At 66.1% G+C, this 20,197-nt stretch carries 16 protein-coding genes; 13 read left to right on the top strand and 3 right to left on the bottom strand.

The features are described from left to right. Window positions 1-7: 7 nt before the first annotated feature. A complete protein-coding gene (lepA, locus tag JMT67_RS07590; protein ID WP_182714958.1) occupies window positions 8-1,816 on the bottom strand; it encodes a translation elongation factor 4 in 1,809 nt (602 codons plus the stop codon). A gap of 200 nt (window positions 1,817-2,016) precedes the next feature. Between lepA and JMT67_RS07585 the strand changes: the two genes are divergently transcribed. Next, window positions 2,017-3,141: an efflux RND transporter periplasmic adaptor subunit gene (locus tag JMT67_RS07585; protein ID WP_201463129.1), complete on the top strand. Its 1,125-nt coding sequence runs from the start codon at window positions 2,017-2,019 to the stop codon at window positions 3,139-3,141. Window positions 3,142-3,153: 12 nt separating this feature from the next. Continuing rightward, entirely contained in the window at window positions 3,154-6,357 is a 3,204-nt protein-coding gene (locus JMT67_RS07580) for an efflux RND transporter permease subunit (RefSeq protein ID WP_201463128.1), read from the top strand. A 1,553-nt stretch (window positions 6,358-7,910) separates the two neighbouring features. Here the strand turns inward: JMT67_RS07580 and JMT67_RS07575 are convergent. Further along, window positions 7,911-10,475, bottom strand: coding sequence for a TonB-dependent receptor (locus JMT67_RS07575; RefSeq protein WP_407645742.1), 2,565 nt, complete (start codon window positions 10,473-10,475; stop codon window positions 7,911-7,913). Window positions 10,476-10,836: 361 nt separating this feature from the next. Between JMT67_RS07575 and JMT67_RS07570 the strand changes: the two genes are divergently transcribed. The 11 genes from JMT67_RS07570 to JMT67_RS07520 all read left to right on the top strand — a co-directional run bounded on the left by JMT67_RS07570 (window position 10,837) and on the right by JMT67_RS07520 (window position 19,758). Next, window positions 10,837-12,279: a protein adenylyltransferase SelO family protein gene (locus tag JMT67_RS07570; protein WP_201463127.1), complete on the top strand. Its 1,443-nt coding sequence runs from the start codon at window positions 10,837-10,839 to the stop codon at window positions 12,277-12,279. A gap of 122 nt (window positions 12,280-12,401) precedes the next feature. Beyond that, window positions 12,402-12,929 (top strand): DUF2975 domain-containing protein, encoded by a 528-nt coding sequence (locus JMT67_RS07565; protein WP_183215101.1) that lies wholly within the window; start codon window positions 12,402-12,404, stop codon window positions 12,927-12,929. Window positions 12,930-12,937: 8 nt separating this feature from the next. Further along, a complete protein-coding gene (locus tag JMT67_RS07560; RefSeq protein WP_152950972.1) occupies window positions 12,938-13,159 on the top strand; it encodes a helix-turn-helix domain-containing protein in 222 nt (73 codons plus the stop codon). A gap of 181 nt (window positions 13,160-13,340) precedes the next feature. Then, the gene (locus JMT67_RS07555; protein WP_054766661.1) at window positions 13,341-13,757 is read left to right on the top strand and encodes a DoxX family protein; all 417 of its coding nucleotides are present in this window, start codon (window positions 13,341-13,343) and stop codon (window positions 13,755-13,757) included. A 180-nt stretch (window positions 13,758-13,937) separates the two neighbouring features. Continuing rightward, window positions 13,938-14,420, top strand: coding sequence for a MerR family transcriptional regulator (locus tag JMT67_RS07550; protein WP_054766660.1), 483 nt, complete (start codon window positions 13,938-13,940; stop codon window positions 14,418-14,420). A 3-nt stretch (window positions 14,421-14,423) separates the two neighbouring features. Then, complete coding sequence (locus tag JMT67_RS07545; protein WP_201463126.1) at window positions 14,424-16,208, top strand: acyl-CoA dehydrogenase C-terminal domain-containing protein; 1,785 nt, start codon at window positions 14,424-14,426, stop codon at window positions 16,206-16,208. A gap of 98 nt (window positions 16,209-16,306) precedes the next feature. Next, entirely contained in the window at window positions 16,307-17,470 is a 1,164-nt protein-coding gene (locus JMT67_RS07540; RefSeq protein ID WP_201463125.1) for an acyl-CoA dehydrogenase family protein, read from the top strand. 33 nt (window positions 17,471-17,503) lie between these two features. Continuing rightward, the gene (locus JMT67_RS07535; RefSeq protein ID WP_224761054.1) at window positions 17,504-17,773 is read left to right on the top strand and encodes a type II toxin-antitoxin system Phd/YefM family antitoxin; all 270 of its coding nucleotides are present in this window, start codon (window positions 17,504-17,506) and stop codon (window positions 17,771-17,773) included. Beyond that, window positions 17,770-18,030 carry a Txe/YoeB family addiction module toxin gene (locus JMT67_RS07530; RefSeq protein WP_152950968.1) on the top strand — a complete coding sequence of 87 codons (261 nt, stop codon included), beginning with the start codon at window positions 17,770-17,772 and terminating at the stop codon, window positions 18,028-18,030. The genes JMT67_RS07535 and JMT67_RS07530 overlap by 4 nt, the downstream gene beginning before the upstream one ends. Before the next feature lie 73 nt (window positions 18,031-18,103). Then, complete coding sequence (gene hmgA / locus JMT67_RS07525) at window positions 18,104-19,402, top strand: homogentisate 1,2-dioxygenase (RefSeq protein ID WP_201463124.1); 1,299 nt, start codon at window positions 18,104-18,106, stop codon at window positions 19,400-19,402. After that, window positions 19,399-19,758, top strand: coding sequence for a hypothetical protein (locus tag JMT67_RS07520; RefSeq protein ID WP_152950967.1), 360 nt, complete (start codon window positions 19,399-19,401; stop codon window positions 19,756-19,758). The genes hmgA and JMT67_RS07520 overlap by 4 nt, the downstream gene beginning before the upstream one ends. Window positions 19,759-19,783: 25 nt before the next feature. Here the strand turns inward: JMT67_RS07520 and JMT67_RS07515 are convergent, their stop codons facing one another. Further along, a complete protein-coding gene (locus JMT67_RS07515) occupies window positions 19,784-20,170 on the bottom strand; it encodes a DUF983 domain-containing protein (protein WP_054766656.1) in 387 nt (128 codons plus the stop codon). Window positions 20,171-20,197 lie beyond the last annotated feature (27 nt).

Genomic DNA, 20,197 nt, shown 5'->3' with positions numbered 1-20,197 from the left:
GGGGGGATCAATCCTCGTCCATCTTCAGGGCGGCGATGAAGGCTTCCTGGGGGATTTCGACCTTGCCGAACTGGCGCATCCGCTTCTTGCCGGCCTTCTGCTTCTCCAGCAGCTTCTTCTTCCGCGTCGCGTCGCCGCCGTAGCATTTGGAGGTCACGTCCTTGCGCAGGGCGCGCACGGTCTCGCGGGCGATGATCTTGCCGCCGATGGCCGCCTGGATCGGGATCTGGAACAGATGGGGCGGGATCAGCTCCTTCATCTTCTCGACCATGCCCCGGCCGCGCGTCTCGGCCCGCTGGCGGTGGACCAGCATGGACAGGGCGTCCACCGGCTCGGCGTTGACCAGGATGGACATCTTCACCAGGTCGCCGACCTTGTATTCGGTGATCTCATAGTCGAACGAGGCGTAGCCCTTGGAGATGGACTTCAGCCGGTCGTAGAAGTCGAACACCACCTCGTTCAGCGGCAGTTCGTAAACCACCATGGCGCGGCTGCCGACATAGGACAGCTCCACCTGCTGGCCGCGGCGGTCCTGGCACAGTTTGATGACGCCGCCCAGGTATTCGTCGGGGGTCAGGATGGTGGCCTTGATCCAGGGTTCGGCTATGGTGTCGATCTGCATCACGTCGGGCAGGTCGGCCGGATTGTGCAGGTCCATCTCGGAGCCGTCGCGCAGGCCGATCTTGTAGACGACCGACGGGGCGGTGGCGATCAGATCCAGGTTGAACTCGCGGCTCAGCCGCTCCTGGATGATCTCCAGGTGCAGCAGACCCAGGAAGCCGCAGCGGAAGCCGAAGCCCAGGGCGGCGCTGGATTCCATCTCATAGGTGAAGCTGGCGTCGTTCAGGCGCAGCTTGCCGATGGCGGCGCGCAGGTCCTCGAAATCGGCGGCGTCCACCGGGAACAGGCCGCAGAAGACCACCGACTGGACCTCCTTGAACCCCTTCAGCGGTTCGGCCGTGGGCCGTTTCTCGTCGGTGATGGTGTCGCCGACGGCGGCGTGGGCCACTTCCTTGATCTGGGCGGTGATGAAGCCGACCTCGCCGGGGCCCAGCTGGTCCACCGCAGTGTTCTTGGGCAGGAAGACGCCGACCCGGTCGATCAGGTGGGTCGAGCCGTTGCGCATCATCTTGACCCGCATGCCGGTCTTCAGCACGCCGTCGAAGACGCGGACCAGGACGACGACGCCCAGATAGGGGTCGTACCAGGCGTCGACCAGCATGGCCTTCAGCGGGGCGTCGGGGTCGCCCTTGGGCGCCGGCAGGCGGGTGACGATGGCCTCCAGCACCTCCTCGATGCCCAGGCCCGACTTGGCCGAACATTCCACTGCGTCGGAGGCGTCCAGGCCGATGACGTCCTCGATCTGGGCCTTGACCCGTTCCGGCTCGGCGGCGGGCAGGTCGATCTTGTTCAGGACCGGGACGATCTCGTGATTGTTGTCGATGGCCTGATAGACGTTCGCCAGGGTCTGGGCCTCAACCCCCTGCGACGCATCCACCACCAGCAGCGAGCCCTCGCAAGCGGCGAGGCTGCGCGAGACCTCATAGGCGAAGTCCACGTGGCCGGGCGTGTCCATCAGGTTCAGGATATACTCCTCGCCGTCCCTGGCCTTGTAGGTCAGGCGCACGGTCTGGGCCTTGATGGTGATGCCCCGCTCCTTCTCGATCTCCATATTGTCGAGAACCTGTTCCGACATCTCGCGCGCGGTCAGCCCGCCGGTGTGCTGGATCAGGCGGTCGGACAGGGTGGACTTGCCGTGGTCGATGTGCGCGACCACGCTGAAATTCCGGATGTTCGAGATCGGAGGAGTCGTCATCCGCGCGCCCCTAACATGCGTATTCCTTTTGGACCAGCCGCCCAGGTCCGGCGGGAACGCCCCGTCGTAGATTACACCTCTGCAATGTTGCTCGTCCGGGTTTGAGGCGGAGGCGCGGACGGGGTATTAGCCAAGCACCTTCCCGACCGGCGCGAGCCGGCGATCCGCTTCGCCTGAAACCGAGGAACTCCCCCGTGTCCATGACGACCCGAACCGCTGCCGCCCTCTGCGCCGTCGCCCTGTCGGCCCTCTTGGCGAGTTGCGGCGGGGGAGGCGATGAGAAGAAGGCCGACACGACCGCCGGCGCGCGCCAGACCGTCACGGCCGCCACGGTGGCTTCGATCAACCTCAGCCGCACCGTCAGCGCCTCGGGCTCGGTTTCGGCCTGGGAGGAGGTGCCGGTGGCGGCCGAGACCGGCGGCCTGACGGCCGTCGCCGTCTATGTGGACGAAGGCTCCTACGTCCGTCAGGGCCAGCCCCTGGTGCAGATGAACGACGTCCTGCTGCGCGCCCAGCTGCGTCAGCAGCAGGCCCAGGTGCAGCAGGCCGAGGCCAACGTCGCCCGCGACGATGCGGCCCTGACGCGCGCCCAGCAGCTGAAGGAGCGGGGCTTCCTCAGCCAGGCGTCTCTGGACACGGCCCTGGCCAATCAGCGCAGCTCCAACGCCAATCTGGCGGCCGCCCGCGCCGCCCTGTCGGAAACCCAGACCCGCCTCAGCCAGGCCACCATCCGCGCGCCCGTCGCCGGTCTGATCACCAGCCGCAGCGTGACCAAGGGCCAGATCATCGCCGCCGGGACCGAGCTGTTCCGCATGGTGCGCGACGGTCGGCTGGAGCTGGACGCCCAGGTGCCCGAGACCGAGCTGGCCCTGGTTCGCGCCGGTCAGTCGGCGACCGTGACCTCCAGCGAGGCGGCGCCCACGACCGGCACGGTGCGGATCGTCACGCCGCAAGTCGATCCCGCCACCCGCCTGGGTCTGGCGCGCATCTCTCTGGCCCCGGCGGCGCAACTGCGTCCGGGCATGTTCGCCCGCGCCGAGATCGCCGTCGGCGACCAGCCGGCCCTGGTCGTGCCAGGGGCGGCGATCGTCTATCGCGAAGGCAAGCCGGGCGTCTATGTGATCGGCCAGGGCGAGGCGGTTCGCTTCGCTCCCGTGACCACGGGCGCGCGCACAGGCGATCAGGTGGCCGTTCAGGGCCTTCAGGCCGGCCAGCGCGTGGTGGTTCAGGGCGCCGGCTTCCTGGGCGAGGGCGACCATGTGACGGTGGCTCCGGCGACTGCGGCTGCCGCCGCTCCGGCCCCCGCCGGTCAAGCCGCGCGCTAAGGAACCGGACCGATGGGTTTTCAGAACATCTCGTCCTGGTCGATCCGGAATCCCATTCCGATCGTCCTGTTGTTCGTCGTCCTGACGATCGCGGGGACGATGAGCTATTTCAAGCTCCGCACCAACAACTTCCCCGACGTCGACCTGCCGGTCGTGGCCGTCACCGTGATCCAGTCCGGCGCCGCGCCGACGGAGATGGAGACTCAGGTCACGCGTCTGGTCGAGGACGCCGTGGCGGGCCTGGGATCGGTCAAACACATCACCTCGGTGGTCAATGAGGGGGTGTCGACCACCTCGATCGAGTTCCAGCTGGGGGTGGACCTGGAGAAGGTGACCAATGACGTGCGCAACGCCGTCAGCGGCATCCGCCAGAACCTGCCGGCGGACGTTCAGGAGCCGATCGTCCAGCGGATCGAGTTCACCGCCATCCCCTTCGCCAACTTCGTCGTGCGGGCGCCGGGCATGAGCCCGGAGGAGCTGAGCTGGTTCGTCGACAATACGGTGGCCAAACGCCTGTTGTCGGTGCGCGGCGTCAGCCAGATCAGCCGCGACGGCGGCGTCAGCCGTGAAATCCGCATCAAGCTGGACCCTGCGCGCCTCGCCGCCTCGGGCGTGACGGCGGCCCAGGTGTCGAACCAGCTGCGCGCCTCCAACATCAACCTGCCCGGCGGGCGCGGCGAGATCGCCGGCGAAGAACAGGCTATCCGCACCGTCGGCTCGGCCCAGTCTGTCGAACAGCTGCGCGAGACCTTGATTCCGATCGGCAGCCGCAGCGTGCGCCTGGGCGACCTGGGCGAAGTCACTGACGAATGGTCCGAACCGCGCGGCCGCGCCCGGTTCAACGGCCAGGAGGTGGTCGGCTTCGGCGTCTCGCGCGCCATCGGCTCCTCCGAGGTGGACGTCTATGACCGGGTCAAGGCCGAACTGGCCAAGCTGGACGCCGAACGCGCGGATGTGACCTTCGAAGAGGTCGCCAACACCACTGAAGACGTCGTCAACAACTTCCACGCCTCGGTCGAGACCCTGGTGCTGGGCGCCCTTCTGGCCATCGCCGTGGTCTTCATCTTCCTGCGGGACTGGCGGGCGACCCTGATTGCGGCGGTCGCCATGCCGCTGTCGCTGATCCCGACCTTCTGGGTCATGGACCTGACCAATCAGTCGCTGAACGTGGTGACCCTGCTGGCCCTCTCACTGACCATCGGCATCCTGGTCGATGACGCCATCGTGGAGATCGAAAACATCGTCCGACACATCCGCGACGGCAAGCCGCCCTATCCGGCGGCGATCGAGGCGGCGGACGAGATCGGCCTGGCGGTCATGGCGACCACGGCGACCCTGGTGGCGGTCTTCGCCCCGACCGGCTTCATGCCGGGCATCGTGGGCCAGTTCTTCAAGAGCTTCGCCATCGCCACCTGCGTCAGCGTGCTGTTCTCCCTATTGGTGGCGCGGACCCTGACGCCCCTGATGGGCGCCTATCTGCTGAAGCGCGACCAGGGCAAGGAACACGGCGATCCCTTCTGGATGGGACCCTATCTGAAGGCCCTGAACTGGGCGCTCGGCGACGACTGGCGCAAACGCCGGGCCGAGCATCATCCGCAGGCCGGCTGGTTCCGCCGCAAGGTGGCGGACCGGATGTTCGATCACCGCGTCTGGGTGCTGGGCATGGGCGTGCTGTTCTTCTTCCTGTCCATCTTCATGGCGACGCGCCTGCCGGGGGAATTCATTCCGGTCGAGGACATTTCCCGCTCCACCATCACCGTTCAGTTCCCGCCCGGCACGACCCTGTCCGAGACGGACGCGGCCGTGCAGCGGATCAATCGCGAACTGATGAAGCGGCCGGAGGTCAAGTCGGTCTATTCCTCCATCGGCTCGGCCACCACCAGCTTCGGGCCGGGCGGCGGCGGATCGTCGGGCGAGGTGCGCAGCGCCAATCTGACCGTCAACCTGGTCGGGCGCTGGGACCGCAAGCTGAGCCAGCAGGCGTTCGAGCGCGACATGGGGCCGACCCTGCGTCAGGTGCCGGGCGCCCGCGTCCAGTTCGGCTCTTCGGGCGGGGGCGGGGGCTCCAGCCTGCTGACCATCGCCTTGGTCGGCGACGATCCCGACGTCCTCGAGCCGGCGGCCGCCAAGGTAGAGCGGGAGATGCGCAACATCTCCGGCCTGTCGAACGTCGTCTCCTCCGCCTCTCTGGTGCGGCCCGAAATCCTGGTCACGCCGCGCGCGGACGTCGCCGCCCTGCAGGGGGTGTCCACCCAGGACATCAGCCAGGTGGCGCGCGTCGCCACCCTGGGCGACGCCGATCAGCTGCTGGCCAAGTTCAACCTGGGCGACCGTCAGGTGCCGATTCGCGTCATGCTGAAGGAGGACGCCCGCTCGGACCTGGGGGTGCTGGAGACTCTGCGCGTGCCGACCGCCTCGGGCGCCACCGTCCCACTGTCGGCGGTGGCCGACATCACCTTCGGCGCCGGGCCGAACCAGATCAACCGTCTGGACCGACTGCGCGTCGCCAACATCACCGCCGAGCTGAGCGGCCTGACGCTCAGCCAGGCGACCGAGGCGGTCAACGCCCTGCCGTCGATCAAGAGCCTGCCCCAGGGCGTCAGCCAACAGCCGTCGGGCGACGCCGAAAGCTTCCAGGAGCTGGGCGCGGGCTTCGCCTTCGCCATCATCACAGGCATCCTGCTGATGTATGTCGTGCTGGTCCTGCTGTTCAAAAGCTTCTTCCACCCGATCACCATCCTGGCGGCGCTACCGGTGTCGTTCGGCGGCGCCTTCTTCCTGCTGCTGGTGACGGGCAAGTCGCTGTCGATGCCGGCCCTGATCGGCATCATCATGCTGACCGGGATCGCGGCCAAGAACTCCATCCTGCTGGTCGATTACGCCATCATGGCGATGGAGAAGGGGATGAACCGCCACGACGCCCTGATGGACGCCGCCCACAAGCGGGCGCGGCCCATCATCATGACGACGATGGCGATGGGCCTTGGCATGCTGCCGATCGCCGCCGCCTTCGGCGAGGGCACCGCCTTCCGCTCGCCCATGGCCATCGCCGTCATCGGCGGGTTGATCACCTCCACCGCCCTGTCGCTGATGTTCGTGCCGGTGGTCTTCAGCCTGATCGACGGCCTGAAGCGCCGCATGGAAAGCCGGTTGAGCCGTCTGACCCACGGGCAGCACGGGCATGAGGAGCCGGCTGTGGAGGATCGGATCGGCTGATCCGCGTTCCTCGTGAGACGATGAGGCCCGGCCGGAGAGATTCTCCGGCCGGGCCTTCTTCTGGCGATGGTGAAGGGCTGGCGTGGCGGGAGGCGGCGAACCGGATGCGGAATCGGCGAACGTCCGCTATGGGTGGAAAGCGGACGCGGATCAACGCAAGCGACGAACCAGCTTGTGACCCAAATAGAAGAACCCCGACTGGCCAGCGAACACAGCCGCTCCCAAGAGCAACCACAGGGGACTCCCGTCACGCTGAACGCCGGGGATGAGGCTCGCGACAAAGCCGAGAAGGCAAAGGGCGGCACCTATTACGCCGAGAACGCTACCCCACTTTAGCGCCGTTCCCGAGCCGTTCATGGGCCGGAGGCGCAACTTTAGCTTCGACTTTGGGTCGTCGTAGTCCGGTGCTGACATGGTGATCCCCGCTCGCGAGAAACTCGCATCTCATGCCAACGTCTGCAACGGGTCGATTTCAGCCCTGGTCTTCGAGGCCGAAAGCGGACGTTGGCCTCCAGGCCGGAAAGCGGTCGCGGTCGACGTCAGCTCGGGTTGGTTAGCGTAAATGCCCGCGGACTCCATTTACGGAACCGCTCTTCGAACGGATGAGAGGCAAGAAGCTTCATCAGAACGGACTGTCATGCCTTCAGCCTCTAGGCGTCGAGCCGCCGTGCGAGCAGGCGGAAAGCCGAGATAGGTGATCGGTTGGTTAGCTCCACCAGCCGCGCGATCTTCTCGCAAGACTGTTCGTGTTGAGCCTGATCTTCGGTAAAATGAGAGCGCACACTCAGGCTTTATGGGAAAGCCGAAGGAGCCTGCCTCGAACCGACGTGCGATCTCAAACTCCTTGAGGCCAGGCTGGCCAAACACCATCAACTCCTCATTTGATAGTTCTTGGTGTGCGATTGCCTCGCGCGGTAGGCGGCTTTCGCTGCTGCTTATCAAGTCGGTGACTTGATTTTCAATCGACGTGCACGCTGACAAAGACAGTGCAGCCACTATCACCCACGAAGCTGACCTGGCTTTAAGGCAGACCTCTCGGATTGTTCGAGTGTGAATTAGCAATGCGATACCCCCAAGGATTTATCGAAACAATCTATCGGGGAGATCTACATCGGGGCAAGCGACAACGGTGTGGTCGAATGTCCGCGAAGGGTCGCACTGCGAAATTGCCGCCGGCTCCTAAACCCGACCTTCCCCACTCGCGGGGGCGGCAAGCATAGCCTCGGCCGCCCCCCCCCGTCATCCTCGGGCTTGACCCGAGGATCGGGCCCGGATCGGACGCTGCGTCCGGGGTCTCGCACAAGCGGCGGCCCCCTCGATCCTCGGGTCAAGCCCGAGGATGACGGGGTCAAGCCCGAGGATGACGGGGTCAAGCCCGAGGATGACGGGGGCAAACCGAGGATGACGGAAGGGGAGTAAGCGCCTTCCGGTCGAAGGGCGGCCGCCTCCGCCGCCATCCCGTCCCCCTGCAAAGAAAAAGGGCCGGCCGGTTTCCCGGTCGGCCCTTCGTCGTTCCGCCCTGTCAGCCCTTGGGGCCGCGGCGGTTCAGACGATCAGTATTTGACCTTCAGCGTCACGCCCCAGGTGCGCGGGGCGCCCAGATAGGCGTTGTAGGTCGCGGTGTCGGTGGCGATGTTGTAGTAGGTGCCGTCCGGCTGGGGCGTGGTGGTGTTGGTGAAGGCCGTGCCCTGCAGCGGGGCGGCGAAAGCCACCTGGGTGTATTCTTCCTGCAGCAGGTTCTGACCCCAGACATCCACGGTCCAGCGCTCGTCTTCCGAACCGATCGAGATGCGGCCGTTCACGACGGTGAAGGCCTCCTGGTTCTTGTACGGCAGCAGGTCCGAGCCGGTGTTGTACTCGGTCGAATATTTGGCCGACAGGTTGAAGCCGCCGCGCAGGCCGCCGCCCAGAGAGCGGTCGAAGGCCAAGGCGCCGGTCAGCGACCATTCCGGGGCGAAGGAGGCGCGGGCGCCCGGCAGCAGCGACAGCTGCGGGAAGCGCGCCGGGTTCGACAGATCGGCGCCGGTGAAGTCGCCGTATTTGGCGTCGGTGTAGGTGACGCCGCCCTGGAAGGACAGGCCCTCGATCGGGGTGAACCAGACCATGTCGGCGTCGACGCCGCGCGAGGTCAGTTCCGGGATGGATTCCACCACGAAGGCGGTGCCCAGGAAGGTGTTCAGCTGGAAGTTTTCGAACTTCTGGTCGAAGTAGGTGATGTTCAACAGCATGGTGCGGTTGAACAGGGTCGTCTTCAGACCGGCCTCATAGCTGTCGACCGTCTCGGCGTCGAAGAAGAGCGAGGCGTCCGGCGTCACCCCCGTCTGCACCCGGTCCATATTATAGCCGGCGCCCTTGTAGCCGCGGGCGTAGGAGACATAGCCCATGACCGAGGGGTTCAGGCGGTAGGAGGCCTTCAGGGTACCGCTCAGGTCGGTGTCGCTGAACTTCTCCTGGATGCGGCGGTTGTCGTACTGCGGGTTGGACCAGGGCAGGCACAGAAGGCCCAGCGCCGCCGCTGGGGTGGCGACATTGGCCGTGCCGGGGATGGGCGAGACCGCGCGATTGGCCGGGTTCTGGTTCGCCAGGGCGCCGCCGCAGGCCGCGCCGTTGGTTCCCAGATTGTCCTGAAGGCCCAGCAGGCGCTTGCTGTCATAGGTGTAGCGCAGACCCAGGTTGATCTCGAACGCCTCCGTCACCCGATAGGTGTTGTTGGTGAAGACGGCGACCGATTCGGACTTCTGCGAATAGTGGTCCTCATAGGCCTTGCCCGCGCTGAAGGTGGGGGCGGCGGCGCTGGGGGGCACGGCGCCGATCACGCAGAGCGGCTGTCCGGCGGCCGGACCGGCGGTGCCGACCAGGAAGCCCTGGGGATTGGTGAAACAGCCCAGGCGGCTGGGGCTGGGGCCGCCCACGGAGGCGGGAAGGGAGGCCGTCAGCAGCAGGGAGGCGAAGGCGTTGTAGTCGGCGCCGTAGACATAGCTGTCGTCGCGATAGACCTCCTCCTTGGTGGCGAACAGGCCGACCAGCCAGTCGAACTTGTCCGTCGTCCCGGCCAGGCGCAGTTCCTGGGTCAGGTTGCCGACCCCATAGCCGTTGGAGCCGTCATTGGCGCGGTACAGGATGTCGGCGCCGGTGTAGTCCAGGTCCATCCCCTGCTGGAACGACCAGTCGCGCCACGAGGTCTGGGACGTCAGGGTGGCGTTCAGGCTGGGCAGGTCGATGGTGGCCTCCGCCGACAGACCCATGTCCTCGATCTCTTGCGGGGTCTCGCGGTTCGAATAGGCGGTGCGGCTGAAGGGCACCGTGCCGAAGCCGGCGACCGGCGGACGCTGGCCGGGGCCGTTCGGCGCCGTCAGGGCGGCGATGAAGGCCTGGGTCGGGCCGACGCGGGTCTGAACGGCGGCGCAGCAGTATTCGTCGCGCTTGGTGTAGTCGGCGATCAGGCGGATCGACACCTCGTCGCTGGGCAGGATCAGCAGCTGGCCACGGCCGGTCCAGTAGTCCTGGGTGTTGTCTTCCGTCAGGGTGCGGGGGCCGTCGCCCAGATTGACGTCATAGAAGCCGTCGCGCTCGCGATGGGCGACGAACAGGCGGCCGGCGATCTGATCGGTCAGGCCGCCGGTCACCGAGACGGAGCCGCCGACGGCGCCGTAGTTGCCGGCGGTCAGTTCGGCCGAGATCGACGGGTCGAACGACGGACGTTCGGTGATGATGTTGATGACGCCGGCCGAGGTGTTCTTGCCGAACAGGGTGCCTTGCGGCCCCTTCAGCACCTCGATGCGGCTCAGTTCGCCCAGGTCGCCGAAGCCGACCGAGTTGCGCGAACGATAGACGCCGTCGATGACCACGCCGACCGAGCTTTCCAGACCGGGGTTGTCGCCCACGGTGCCGGCGCCGCGGATACGGACGGTGGTCGAGGCTTCCGACTGGGTCGAGGTGACGGTCATGCCGGGGGTCAGGATCTGCAGATCCTTGATGTCCTGCACGCCCGCGCCGTCCAGCACCTCCTGCGACAGGGTGGTGACCACGATCGGCACGTCCTGCAGGCTCTGTTCGCGCTTCTGGGCGGTGACGATGATGTCGTCCACGGTCGCCGGCGCTTCCTGGGCGGCGGCCATGCCGGCGAAGCCGAAGGCGGCGGCGCCGACCACGGCGGCGGACACGGTGGTTCTGAGGTAGCGGTTAGTATGGCGCAACGAAGCGTCCTCCCGGCTCTGAAGCTCGGTCGCGGGGCGACCGAAGCGTTTCCTATTTCCCAATCGACGCGCCTCTGCGTGGAGGCGCGTTCAGTAAGGTGAGGCTAAGCCTGCTTCCCGCCGAACGACAAGCGAGCGCTGACACCCGCGACCATTTTTCGCCCTAGTTCGGCCCTTCTGTGACACGGAAGAGACAGAAAATTTTGACGCTAGGTCAGTCTTCAGCTGATCAGCGACGAGTCCGCGCCTTGCGAAAGCGTCCAGGCGGGCGCAACTGACCGCCATGCCCGTCCACGCCGACTACCGCCCCGCTCCCGTCTTTTTCAATCTGGGGCCGGACTTCGCCGACGCCGTGGAGGCCGCGCGCTTTCCCAAGGCCGATTTGCGTTTCCGCAATCAGCGCGCCGCCGCCGAGGTGGGGCTGGACGGGCTGAGCGAGGCCGAATGGATCGCCGCCTTCGGCCGGTTCGAACCCCTGCCGGGCCAGCCGGGGCCGTTGGCGATGCGCTATCACGGCCATCAGTTCCGTCACTACAACCCCGACCTGGGCGACGGGCGCGGCTTTCTGGCGGCCCAGATGTGGGAGACGCCGCAGGCGACGGCCGCGCGGCGCGGCGTGCGGCCTCGGCTGCTGGATCTGGGGACCAAGGGATCGGGCCAGACGCCCTGGTCGCGCGGCGGCGACGGTCGGTTGACCTTGAAAGGCGGGGTGCGCGAGGTTCTGGCGGCCGCGATGCTGGAGGCCCTGGGGGTTCCGACCAGCCGCGCCTTCTCCTTGATCGAGACCGGCGAGGCGCTGGAGCGGGGCGACGAGCCGTCGCCGACCCGTTCGGCGGTCCTGGTGCGGCTGTCGCACTCCCATATCCGGTTCGGAACCTTCCAGCGGGCGGCCTATCTGGGGCGGGTCGATCAGATCGAAGCGCTGATCGAGCACGTCCGCGGCCTGTATCACCCACAGGTCGCGGCAGGGGACGCGCCCGGCCTGCTGCGCGCCGTCGTCGAGGCCTCGGCCAGACTGACCGCGCGCTGGATCGCGGCGGGTTTCGTCCACGGGGTGCTCAACACCGACAATCTGAACGTCACGGGCGAGAGTTTCGACTATGGCCCCTGGCGCTTCCTGCCGTCCTATCAGCCGGGCTTCACCGCCGCCTATTTCGACCAGACCGGCCTTTACGCCTTCGCCCGCCAGCCGGAGGCGGTGTTCTGGAACCTGACCCAGTTGGCCGGATGCCTGAAGCTGGTCGCCGAGGTCGAGCCCCTGACCGACGCCTTGAACGGCTTCGGCCCAGCCTATATCCGCGAATTGCGTGCGGCCTTTCTCATGCGGTTCGGCGTGCTGAGCCTGGGGGAGGCGGCGGACCAACGGCTGGTCGACACGGCCCTGGCCCTGCTGCGCGAAGGCGGGGAGGGGCTTCGCTGGGAGCCGCTGTTCTTCGACTGGTTCGGCGGCTTCGCCTCGGCCGCGCGCGCCTTGTCGGGACCGCGCGCGAAACTCTATCAGGGCGAGGCCTTCGACGCCTTCCGCTTCGCCCTGATGGAGCACGAGCCCGACCGGATCGAACGGCTGGAGCATCCGATGTTCGCCGCGCGCGAGCCCGAAGAAATGCTGATCGACGAGGTCGAGGCGATCTGGGCCGCCATCGACGCCGCCGACGACTGGGCGCCCTTCCGGGCCAAGCTGGCCCGGCTGGAGGCGGCGCGCCTCGCCTGGGCCTTCACCGCTTGATGCAGAACCTTACAAAATCGTCATCTCGTTTATCGATAATTTTCTTGCCTGTTTATCGATGAAACCATATCGGTAGTCACTAAGGCGCTGCGGAGGGCGCGCCGAAGGAAGGGCTGTTCGACATGAGACTGATCGGAAAATACTCTATCTCAAGCGCCCTGCGCTGGTGCCTGGGGTTCGCCAACGTCTTCGTCATGCTGGCCACCGGGATCATGGCGATCTGCTTGGCCGCCAGCATCATATCGCCCGATTTTGCTGCGGGGTTCGTCGACGGAATGAGGGACCTCGACAGCAGCGACGCGCGCGACCTGCACTGGCCGGAGCGGTTGACCCTGCTCGGCGCCTTCCTGGCCTGCGGCTTCACTTGGTGGATCATCAACCGACTGCGCCGCATCCTGCTTTCGGTCAATCAGGGCGACGCCTTCGAGTTCGCCAACGTCAAGCGGCTGCAGGGCGTGGGGCTGGGCCTGATGGGTATCCAGCTCACCGCCTTGATGCTGGCTCTTGTGGCGCCGCACGTCATGGGAGAGTCGGTTTCCGACTATGACTTCAGCCTAGGATCGTGGCTGGGCATTCTGGTCGTCTTCATCCTGGCCGAGGTGTTTCGCCAGGGCTCGGCCATGCGCGACGAACAGCTGGCGACGGTCTGAGGCGCGCCATGATCATGATCCAACTGGACCGGCTGCTGCTGGAGCGCCGCATGTCCTTGACCGAACTGTCCGACCGCGTCGGGGTGACGATGGCCAATCTGTCGATCCTGAAGACCGGCAAGGCCCGCGCCGTGCGCTTCTCCACCCTGGACGCCCTTTGTAGAGAGCTGGACTGCCAGCCGGGCGATCTGATCGTCCAGACACCGGGACCTCAGTCGGAAGAGGGGTGATCCTCAGGGAAGGGCGACGGGTCGCCTGTAGCGTGGATGTCACAGAAACAATAAGTCATCAGCCGATGTCATCAACTGATGTCATCCGGCGATGACAAAATGCATCGGCTGCGCTACATACCCCTTGCGAACGGAGTTGCTCGATCCGATCTCGCAACTGTTACCAATCAGGCGCTCCCCGATGACCTCCACCACTCTGCCCGTCGCCCAGTCGCGCACCCGCTCCGTCTACAAGAACGTAACACTGTGGACCTTCCAGGGCTGGATCGCGATGTTCTTCATCGCCGCCGGTTACGCCAAGCTGACCGAGCCGATGACCAATCTGATCGCCCTGATGGGCTGGCCTGCGGTCGCGCCGGAAAACATGGTGCGTGGACTGGGCTTGGTGGAGATGGCGCTGGGCCTGAGCGTTCTGGCGCCGCTGATCTCCTGGCGCGTGGGTCGCCCTCTGTTGCTGAGCGCCTCGGCCGGACTGATCGTGATGGAGGCGACCATGCTGATGGTCCACGCCCTGAGCCGCGACATCGGCCTGGCGGTGGTGAACCTCATTCTCCTGGCGCTCACCGTTCCCGTCCTCTTGGGACGGCGGCGCGCCTGAAACAGGATCGATCGCCGGGGCCTCTCCCCCTCCGACCCGGTGTGTCGCGCCCGGAGCCTTCCCCAGGCTCCGGGCTTTTCTTTGCCTGGCGCGCCGCGAGGGAGGGGTGGCGACGAAAAGCTTACCCTTACGCGCACGTAAACTCTTTCCTTTACGCGCACGTCAAGTTATGGTGCCTTCATGGCCACCGCCGACGACCATCGCACCTATTCCATTCGCCAGCTGTGCCGCGAGTTCGACGCCACGGCGCGGGCGCTGCGTTTCTATGAGGACAAGGGTCTGCTGACCCCTGCGCGCAAGGGTCAAACCCGCGTTTATGACGCCCGCGACCGCGCACGTCTGAAGCTGATCCTGCGGGGACGCCGCATCGGCTTCACCCTGCAGGAGATCCAGGAGATGCTGGATCTGTACGACCGCAAGGATCACAACGTCCACCAGATGGCCGTGGCCCTGCGGCGTCACCGCGCCCAGATCGCGGCCTTGAAACAGCAGTTGGAAGACATCGAAGGCGCCATCCAGACAGCGGAGGACGCCTGCGCCTGGATGGAGTCCAAGCTGAGCGAGCACCGTCCCGACCTGCTGCCCGGCGCCGAAGATTACGAGAAGCTGCTGCGCGCGCGTCTCAACCAAGACCACCACCACCCCTTCAAAGCGAGAGCCTGATCCATGGCCTACAAGTCGCCCGTCCGCGATTTCACCTTCATCCTCAACGAGGTGCTGGAGATCGACCGGTACACGAACCAGCCTGGCTTCCAGGACGTGTCGTCGGACCTGGTCAACCAGATCCTGGAGGAAGGCGCCAAGTTCGCCGACGAGGTCATCGCCCCGATCAACAACCCCGGCGACAAGGAAGGCTGCCACTGGTCCGAAGGCGGCGTCGTGACCGGTCCCAAGGGCTGGAAGGAAGCCTACAAGGCCATGTCGGAAGCCGGCTGGATGGCCTTGGCCGCCGATCCGGCCTACGGCGGCCAGGGCATGCCCTCGATCGTCGCCTCGGCCTTCGGTCAGATGACCGCCGGCGCCTCGGCGGCCTTCTCCATGTATCCGGGCCTGACCGCCTCGGCCTATGCCGGCATCCACGCCAGCGCCTCGGACGAGATCAAGGCCAAATACCTGCCCAAGATGGTGTCCGGCGAATGGTCCGGCACGATGAACCTGACCGAGCCCCAGTGCGGCACCGACCTGGGCATGGTCCGCACCAAGGCCGTGCGCAACGACGACGGCAGCTTCTCCATCACCGGCCAGAAAATCTGGATCTCGGCGGGCGAGCACGACTTCTCCGACAACATCATCCACACCGTCCTGGCGCGGATCGAAGGCGCCCAGCCGGGCATCAAGGGCCTGTCGCTGTTCGTCGTGCCCAAATATCTGGTCAATGAGGACGGTTCGCTGGGTGAGCGCAACAAGCTCGAATGCGCCGGGCTCGAGCACAAGATGGGCATCCACGGCAACGCCACCTGCGTCATGCAGTACGACGGCGCCAAGGGCTGGCTGATCGGCGAGGAAGGCCGGGGCATGAACAATATGTTCGTGGTCATGAACGAGGCTCGCCTGGGTACGGGTCTGCAGGGCCTGGCCATCGCCACCGCCGCCTATCAGGCCGCCGTCGAGTTCGCCAAGGACCGCCTGCAGGGCCGCAGCCTGACCGGGCCGAAGAACCCGGAAGGCCCCGCCGACCCGATCATCGTCCATCCCGACGTGCGCCGCATGCTGCTGGAGGCCCGCGCCTTCGTCGAAGGCGGCCAGGCCTTCATCCTGTGGACCGCGCTTCACGCCGATCTGGAGAAGTCGGAAGACGAGGCCGTGGCGACCAAGGCCAAGGACTACATGGGTCTGCTGACCCCGGTGCTGAAGGCCTATCTGACCGACAAGGGCTTCCACGTCGCCTCCCTGGCCATGCAGGTCCACGGCGGTTCGGGCTACACCGAACACTTCCCGGCCTCGCAGTATCTGCGCGATGCGCGCATCACCATGATCTATGAGGGCGCCAACGGCATCCAGGCCCTGGACCTGGTCGGCCGAAAACTGCCCGCCAACGGCGGCCGCGCCATCATGACCTGGTTCGGCGAGATCGACGCCTTCGTGGCGGAGAACGGCGGCGACGAAACGCTGAAGCCCTTCATCGACGGCCTGGCCGACGCCAAGGCCAAGCTGCAGGAAGGCACCATGTGGCTGATGCAGAACGGCATGGCCAATCCGGACAACGCCGGCGCCGCCTCGACCGACTATCTGAACGTCTTCGGCCTGACGGCGCTGGCCTATATGTGGGCGCTGATGGCCAAGGTCGCCCAGGCCCAGATCGAGTCCGGTTCGACCGACCCCTATTACGCCGCCAAGCTTCAGACCGGCCGCTACTTCGTCGAGCGCATCCTGCCCGACGCCGAAGCCCATCTGAAGAAGATGAAGACCGGCGCGGACGTGCTGATGGCCATGCCGGTCGAGGCGTTCTGACACTAGACTGACGATGGAACGGGCCGGCTGACTTCGCCGGCCCGTCTTTCTTTCCAACCAGAAGGGCGCGAAGCCCTCGCACCACAGGGACAAAACCGATGAACGTGCTGGGCAGCCCCGACCCCGATTTCATGCGTGAAGAAGAGATCACCCTCTTCTCCGACAGCGTCGGCAAATGGATCGACGAGCACGCGCCGCCGGAGAAGGTGCAGCAGTGGATCGCCGACTCCAGCGTGCCGCGCGCCCTGTGGAGCCAGGCCGGCGCCGACGGCCTTCTGGGCCTGTCCATGCCGGAAGAAGACGGCGGCATGGGCGGCGACTATCGGCATGAGGTGGTGCTGATGCGTCAGCTGGGCTGGAAGGGCGCGGACCATTTCGGCATCAGCCTGCACAACGCCATCGTCGCCCCCTACATCTGGCACTACGGCACCGAGGAGCAGAAGAAGCGCTGGCTGCCGCGTCTGGCCTCCGGCGAACTGGTCGGCGCCATCGCCATGACCGAACCGGGCGCGGGCTCGGACCTGCAAGGGGTCAAGACCACGGCGATCAAGAGCGGCAACGGCTATGTCGTCAACGGCTCCAAGACCTTCATCACCAACGGCCAGCTGGCCAACTTCATCATCGTGGTGGCCAAGACCGACCCGGCCGAGGGCGCCAAGGGCACGTCCCTGATCGTGGTCGAGACGGACGGCGCCGAAGGCTTCGAACGCGGCCGGAACCTGCACAAGATCGGCATGGAGGGGAACGACACCTCAGAACTGTTCTTCAACGACGTGAAGGTCCCCGGCGACAACGTCATCGGCGGGGTCGAGGGCCAGGGCTTCGTCCAGCTGATGCAGCAACTGCCCCAGGAACGGCTGAACATCGCCGTCCAGGGCGTCGCCGCCGCCGAGCGCGGGCTGGAGGCCACCCTGGCCTACGTCAAGGAGCGCAAGGCCTTCGGCAAACGCGTCATCGACTTCCAGAACACCCAGTTCAAACTGGCCGAGGTCAAGACCAAGCTGACCGTCGCCAAGGTCTTCGTCGACCACTGCATCGGCCTGCACTTGCAGGGCAAGCTCGACGCCGCCACCGCCTCCATGGCCAAATACTGGGTCACCGACATCCAGGGCGAGACCATCGACGAGATGCTGCAGCTGCACGGCGGCTACGGCTATATGAACGAATATCCGATCGCCCAGCTGTACAAGGACGCCCGGGTCCAGCGGATCTACGGCGGGACCAACGAGATCATGAAGCTCTTGATCGCGCGGACGCTCTGACCACGTAAAAGGCTAGCGATAATGTACGTAAATATGTACATTATCGCTATGAAGGCCATGTCCGTCACCGAACTTCGCAAGAATCTCGCGTCGGCCATCGACCGGGTGACGGCGGACCATGACTACACCATCATCACGCGCGACGGCGGCAAGCCTGCGGCGGTGCTGATGTCGCTGGAGGACTTCGCCTCCTGGCAGGAGACGGACTATCTGCTGCGCAGCCCGGCGAACGCCGAACGCCTGCGCAAGGCCGTCGCCGAGCTGGACGCCGGCGGCGGTCAGCCGCGCGACCTGATTGAATGAGGCTGACGTTTCAGGAGGCGGCCTGGGAGGATTATCTCTATTGGCAATCCACCGACACGAAGCAGCTGAAAAAGATCAACGGCCTGATCCGCGAATGCCTGCGCACGCCGTTTTCGGGAACCGGCAAGCCTGAACCGCTGAAGGGCGAGTTGTCCGGCTGGTGGTCGCGGCGCATCGATCAGGAGCATCGACTGGTTTATCGCCCAACGGAAGACGCCCTTCTGATCGCGCAATGCCGGTACCATTACGCCAAATGAAAGAGAGGCGGTCGACGGGCGGATGACGGCCGCCGTTGAACCTTCTAAACCTCCCGCCAAGGGAGACATGCACATGACGACGCGATCCAACGCGCCCGCCTATCTGACCGGCTTCGGCAATCATTTCGCGACCGAGGCCGCGCCCGGCGCCCTGCCGCAGGGCCAGAATTCGCCGCAGAAGACGCCGATGGGCCTCTATGCCGAACAGCTGTCCGGCACGGCCTTCACCGCACCGCGCGCGGAGAACCGGCGCAGCTGGCTGTACCGCCTTCGTCCCTCGGCCCAGCACGGCCCCTATGTGGCCTTCGACCAGGGGCGCGTCCGCTCCGGCCCGTTCGACGAGACCCCGCCCAACCCCAACCGCATGCGTTGGGACCCGCTGCCGATCCCCGAGACCGCGACCGACTGGGTCGAGGGTCTGGTCACCTACGGCGGCGCCGGCGATCCCGACGCCGGAGCCGGGGCGGGCGTCCACCTCTATGTCGCCAATCGGTCGATGATCGACCGCGTCTTCTACGACGCCGACGGCGAACTGCTGATCGTGCCCCAACAGGGCTCGCACCGGTTCGTCACCGAGATGGGGGTGATCGAGGCCCAGCCTGGCCACATCGTCCTGATCCCGCGCGGCGTCCGCTTCCGCGTCGAGATCGACGGGCCCGTTCGGGGCTATGTCTGCGAAAACTACGGCAGCCCGTTCCGTCTGCCGGACCTCGGTCCCATCGGCGCCAACGGCCTGGCCAATCCGCGCGACTTCGAAACCCCGGTCGCCGCCTATGAGGACGTGGATCGCCCGACCCAGTGCGTCCAGAAATACGGCGGACGCCTGTGGGCCACCACCTTCGACCACAGCCCGCTGGACGTCGCAGCCTGGCACGGCAATCTGGCACCCTGCCGCTATAACACGGCGCGGTTCAACACCATCAACACGGTCAGCTACGATCACCCCGATCCGTCGATCTTCACTGTCCTGACCAGTCCGTCGGAGACGCCGGGCACGGCCAATATCGACTTCGTCATCTTCCCGCCGCGCTGGATGGTGGCCGAGCACACCTTCCGCCCGCCCTGGTTCCACAGAAACGTCATGAGCGAATTCATGGGCCTGGTGACCGGCGCCTATGACGCCAAGGCCGGCGGTTTCGCCCCCGGCGGCGCCAGCCTGCACAACCGGATGAGCGGCCACGGCCCGGACCAGGCCAGCTACGAGGGTGCGATCAATGCGGAACTGAAGCCGCACAAGATCACTGACACCCTGGCCTTCATGTTCGAGACCCGGGCGCCGATCCGGATCACGAAATGGGCGTCGGAATCGCCGCAGATGCAGCTCGACTACGACGACGTCTGGTCGGGCTTCGCCAAAGGACAGGTCGAATGATCCGTATCCCTCTTCTCGCCGCCGCCGCCCTTCTGGCGGCCGCCTGCACCCCGCAGACCACGGCGGGCTCGGACGCCCCGATGCAGAGCGCCGACGCCTCGGCCTGCGCCGCGCGCGGCGGGACGATGAAACAGGTCGGCCGGCTGCAATCCTGGCAGTGCGTGATCAACTACGCCGACGCCGGCAAGCGTTGCACCGACGGCGACCAGTGCCAGGGCGACTGCCGGATCGAGGGCAACAGCGGGATCGCGCCCGGAACCGCCGCGACCGGCGTCTGTCAGGCGACCAGCGACCGCTTCGGCTGCAATACGCCGGTGGAGGACGGCAAGGCGGGCGCGACCCTCTGCATCGACTGAGGGGCAGGGGGCGAGCACCCCGCCCCTAATCCCCGTGCTTGCCGTTGCTGGAGAATTCCGGCGGGGCGGCCTTGTGCACATACTGCTCCGCCACCAGCCAGGCTTTGAACGGCCTCAGACAGCCCAGGCATAGGGCGATCAGGATCGGCAGGGTGACGACTGCGTGGACCCAGATGGGCGGCTTCATCGTGAAGTCGATGACCATCAACAGGATCATGCCGACCAGGCCGACCGCCGACATGACGAAGAAGGCCGGGCCGTCCGCAGGGTCCGCAAAGCCGTAGCTGAGCCCACAGTTCGGACAGGCTTCGCGCAGGGTCAGATACCCTTTGAACAGGGGACCCTGGCCGCAGCGCGGGCATTTGCAGCCCAGGCCGGTCTTCAGGGTGCTGAGGCGGGGATAATCGGTCATGGCCCCATGATGCGCCAGATCGCCCGG

The sequence above is a fragment of the Brevundimonas aurantiaca genome (genome assembly GCF_904830995.1).
Classification (GTDB): domain Bacteria; phylum Pseudomonadota; class Alphaproteobacteria; order Caulobacterales; family Caulobacteraceae; genus Brevundimonas; species Brevundimonas aurantiaca.
This window is presented reverse-complemented; position numbering and strand designations above follow the sequence as displayed.